This window comes from Pseudomonas sp. (assembly GCF_030147005.1).
Classification (GTDB): domain Bacteria; phylum Pseudomonadota; class Gammaproteobacteria; order Pseudomonadales; family Pseudomonadaceae; genus Aquipseudomonas.
Map to the genome: position 1 here is coordinate 1 of NZ_JASLAW010000041.1, position 4,381 is coordinate 4,381.

Annotated in this window: 3 protein-coding genes; 1 reads left to right on the forward strand and 2 read right to left on the reverse strand. The window is 61.8% G+C overall.

What is annotated here, in order from left to right:
• Window positions 1-82: 82 nt before the first annotated feature.
• Window positions 83-1,705 (reverse strand): MFS transporter, encoded by a 1,623-nt coding sequence (locus tag Q1V60_RS03545; protein WP_300627475.1) that lies wholly within the window; start codon window positions 1,703-1,705, stop codon window positions 83-85.
• Between the two features lie 65 nt (window positions 1,706-1,770).
• Window positions 1,771-3,417 carry a GMC family oxidoreductase N-terminal domain-containing protein gene (locus Q1V60_RS03550; RefSeq protein ID WP_300627477.1) on the reverse strand — a complete coding sequence of 549 codons (1,647 nt, stop codon included), beginning with the start codon at window positions 3,415-3,417 and terminating at the stop codon, window positions 1,771-1,773.
• Between the two features lie 129 nt (window positions 3,418-3,546).
• On the opposite strand from Q1V60_RS03550, the gene Q1V60_RS03555 reads away from it, so the two are divergent.
• Window positions 3,547-4,381, forward strand: an 835-nt coding sequence (locus Q1V60_RS03555) for a LysR family transcriptional regulator (RefSeq protein ID WP_300627478.1), incomplete at its 3' end; no start/stop codon positions are given.

A 4,381-nucleotide genomic window follows, 5' to 3' on the forward strand; every position in this document is an offset into this window, starting at 1 on the left:
CGACGGTTGCCTGCTCTAGCGCTTAACTGACTGGCATTGGGGCAAGCCCGCTCCCACAAGGGTCCCCAGTGCTCAGAGAAACTCAGTTATTGTCGATATCCACATGCCGCGTTTCTTTAAGGCAGAACATCCCGACGATCAGGCTCACCCCAGTCACGACCACCGGGTACCACAAGCCATAAAAGATATCCCCGGTGTACACCACCAGCGCAAACGACACAGTCGGCAGGAACCCGCCGAACCAGCCGTTACCGATGTGGTAGGGCAGCGACATCGAGGTGTAGCGGATGCGGGTCGGGAACAGTTCCACCATCAGCGCCGCCAACGGGCCGTAGCACATGGCTGCGATCAGGATCAGCGCCACGATCAGCACCACCACCATTACCTTGTTGACCTGGGCCATGTCCGCCGAACTAGGGTAGCCGGCCAGGGTCACCGCGCCACGCAGCGCCGCCTCATCAAAGCCATCGATACGTACGTCACCCACGCTGACCTGCACCGGCGCGCCGGCTGGGGCGGCGGCGCTGCTGTACGGCAGGCCTTGTTTGACCAGGAACGTCTTGACCTTGTCGCACGGGCTGTCAAAGCGCGCCTTGCCCACCGGGTCGAATTGGAAGGTGCAAGTGGCCGGGTCGGCCAGCACGGTAATCGGTGCCTGGCGGCTGGCCTGGTCCATCGCCGGGTTGGTGTAGTGCGCCAGGCTCTTGAATATCGGGAAATACAGCACGGTCGCCAGCAGCAGGCCGAGCATCAGTATCGGCTTGCGACCGACCTTGTCCGACAGCCAGCCAAACAGGATGAAGAACGGCGCGCCGATCACCACACTGATGATCAACAACATGTTGGCCAGGGCCGGGTCCATCTTCAGGAATTGGGTGAGGAAGAACAGCACATAAAACTGCGCCGCATAAAAAGTCACCGCCTGCCCGCCGTTGATGCTGAACAGCGCGATCAGTACGACTTTGAGGTTTTCCCATTTACCGAACGACTCGCGGATCGGCGCCTTGCTGGCCTTGCCTTCCTCTTTCATCTTCAGGAACGCCGGCGATTCATGCAGGCTCATGCGAATCCAGGTGGAGATGCCCAGCAACACGATGGAAAACAGGAACGGAATACGCCAGCCCCACACCTCGAACTGGTCGCCGGTGAAATAACGGCAGGCCAGCACCACCAGCAACGACAGCAACAGGCCGAGGGTGGCGGTGGATTGAATCCAGCTGGTGTGCAAGCCACGTTTGCCGGGCGGTGCGTGTTCGGCGACATAAGTGGCGGCGCCCCCGTATTCACCACCCAGAGCCAGGCCTTGCAGCATGCGCAGCACAATCAGAATGATCGGCGCAGCGATGCCGATGCTGGCATAGGTGGGCAACAGCCCCACGCAAAAGGTCGCCACGCCCATCAGAATGATCGTGACGAGGAAGGTGTACTTGCGCCCGATCATATCGCCCAGGCGGCCGAATACCAGCGCGCCGAAGGGTCGCACCACAAAGCCTGCGGCGAACGCCATCAGTGCGAAGATAAACGCGGTGGTGTCGTTGACCCCGGCGAAGAACTGCTTGCTGATCACCGCCGCGAGGGCACCGTAGAGGAAAAAGTCATACCACTCGAAAACCGTCCCGAGGGACGAGGCGAAAATGACTTTCTTTGAGTCGTTGCTGGTGCTCGCAGGCATCGCGGAGCCCAAGGGTTGAGCATGTTCTGACATCGGGTAGCCCTCACAGTGATTATTTATTGTTGTTCCACTGTCGGCGCCGGGTGCGGCGCCGCTATTCAGATTGCGTGAACCAGTTCTCTCTCCGGGGCGAGGCTCCTTGTGTTCGGTGAAAGGATCAGTTGTGCGGCTTTCTCGGCGATCATCAGCGTCGGTGAGCAGGTGTTGCCTGAGGTAATGCGCGGCATGATCGAAGCATCGGCGATGCGCAGGCCCGGCACGCCATGCACGCGCAACTGTGCGTCGACCACTGCGTCCTTGTCGGCGCCCATGCGGCAAGTGCCTACCGGATGGAAAATGGTCGTGCCGATACGCGCCGCCGCTTCGTGCAGTTGTTCTTCGGTTTGCAGGGCGTCACCGGGCAAATATTCGACCGGCTTGAACTGGCTCAGGGCGGGGGCGGCCACGATGCGCCGCGTCAGGCGAATGGCGTCGGCGGCCACGCGCAGGTCTTGCGGGTGGCTGAGGTAGTTGGGCCGGATCAGCGGCGCATCCGCCGGGTTGGCCGAACGGATATCGATCCGCCCGCGACTCTGGGGGCGCAGGTCGCAGACCGAGGCGGTAAAGGCCGGGAACGCGTGCAGCGGCTCGCCAAAACGCTCCAGCGACAGCGGTTGCACGTGGTATTGGAGGTTGGCCGAGGTCTGCTCCGGCCCGGAGCGGGCGAACGCGCCAAGCTGGCTGGGCGCCATCGACAGCGGCCCGCTGCGGTCATACAGGTAGCGCAGGCCCATGCCCATCTTGCCCCATACGGTGCCGGCGATCTGGTTCAGGGTGCGGGCGTTTTCCAGCTTGTAGATCAGGCGCAGTTGCAGGTGGTCCTGCAGGTTGCCACCGACGCCCGGCAATTCATGGACCACATCGATGCCCAACGGTTTTAGCACATGGGCGGGGCCGATACCCGAGCGTTGCAGGATGCCGGGCGAGCCGACAGCGCCGGCGCACAGCACGATTTCCTTGCGCGCTTTCCAGCTCAGTTGTTGGCCGTGCCGGCGCCCGACGACCTGGCAAGCGCGGCCGTTTTCCAACACCACGCGGTCAACCTCAACCTCGGTCAACACGGTCAGGTTGGGCCGCTGGCGGACCGGTTTGAGGAACGCCTTGGCCGCATTCCAGCGCACCCCGGCTTTCTGGTTGACCTGGAAGTAGCCGCAGCCTTCGTTGTCGCCCTGATTGAAATCGTTGATGTTGGCGATGCCGCTTTGCTCGGCCGCGTCGCGAAACGCGTCCAGGATCGGCCAGTGCAAGCGCTGCTGCTCGACTCGCCATTCGCCACCGTCGCTGTGGAACTGCGAGCCGCCGGCGAAATGGTTTTCGCTGTGCTTGAACAGCGGCAATACGTCGTTCCAGGCCCACCCCGGATTACCTTGGGCCGCCCAGCCGTCATAGTCCTGGGCCTGGCCGCGCATGTAGATCATGCCGTTGATGGACGAGCAACCTCCCAGCACCTTGCCGCGCGGGTAACTCAGCGCGCGACCTTGCAGGCCGGCCTGGGCTTCGGTCTTGAAGCACCAGTCGGTGCGTGGGTTGCCGATGCAGAACAGGTAGCCGACGGGAATGTGAATCCAGGGATAGTTATCGCGACCACCGGCCTCCAGCAGCAGGACGCGATGGGCCGGGTTGGCGGACAGACGATTGGCCAGCAAGCAGCCGGCGGGGCCGGCACCGACGATCACGTAATCGTATTCAGCAGTTGCATTGGGCATCTGGGGTCTCGCTTGTTTTTCTTATTGGCTCCATCCTAGTTGTTAGTTTTCGTCTTAAAAATGTTAGTTTTTGCCCAGCTGCTGTGCGTTTTTGAACAGCGCTGCCCACGCGTGCGCAACGGAGGCGATATGTTCGACTGGAATGACCTGCGGTTTTTTCTCGAGTTGCAGCGCAGCGGCCGCTTGCTCACCGCCGCGCAACGCTTGAAAACCACGCATGCCACGGTAGCCCGGCATATAGAGGCCATCGAAAAAAGCCTGGGTACGGCGCTGTTCGTGCAGCACGCCCAGGGTTATGAGCTGACACCGTCCGGCGAAGCCCTGCTCAAACATGCCGAAGCCATGGAGAACGTCGCGCTGCTGGCTGAAGACGAACTCACCCATTGCGCGGCGCCCCTGGGCAAGATTCGTCTTGGCGTGGCGGAGGGCCTGGGGGTGATGTTCCTCGCCAGTCGCATGGGTGGGCTGTTTGAGCGCTATCCCGGCCTGGAAGTGGAATTGGTCGCGGTGCCGCGTTTTGTCAGCATCCTCAACCGTGAAGCGGAAATCAGCATTCACCTGGAACGCCCAAGCGTCGATCAGTTGGTCACCCGCAAACTCACCGATTACCGCCTGGCGCTGTATGCCAGCCGCGTCTATCTTGCGCGTCATCCGCCGATTGAAAAACGCGAAGACCTCGCGGCCCATGCGTGGATCGATTATGTCGATGACCTGCTGTTCAGCCAGGAGCTGAAATTCCTCAGCAGCTTCTGTCGCAGCCCCAAGGTGGTGTTCCACAGCACCAGCGTGATTGCCCAACACCAGGCTGCGCGGTCCGGATTGGGGATCGCGGTATTACCCTGCTTCATGGCGGCCGGCGATGCGGACCTGGTGCCGTTGCTGCCGGGGGAGAGCATCCAGCGCAGCTACTGGATCAGTTCGCGTCGCGAGTTGCACAAGTCGGTGCGGTTGCGGGTGCTGTGGG

Excerpts from the sequence above, each read along its gene's own strand:
- Q1V60_RS03545 (WP_300627475.1), bottom strand. The coding sequence starts at position 1,705 with ATGTCAGAACATGCTCAACCCTTGGGCTCCGCGATGCCTGCGAGCACC.
- Q1V60_RS03550 (WP_300627477.1), bottom strand. The coding sequence starts at position 3,417 with ATGCCCAATGCAACTGCTGAATACGATTACGTGATCGTCGGTGCCGGC.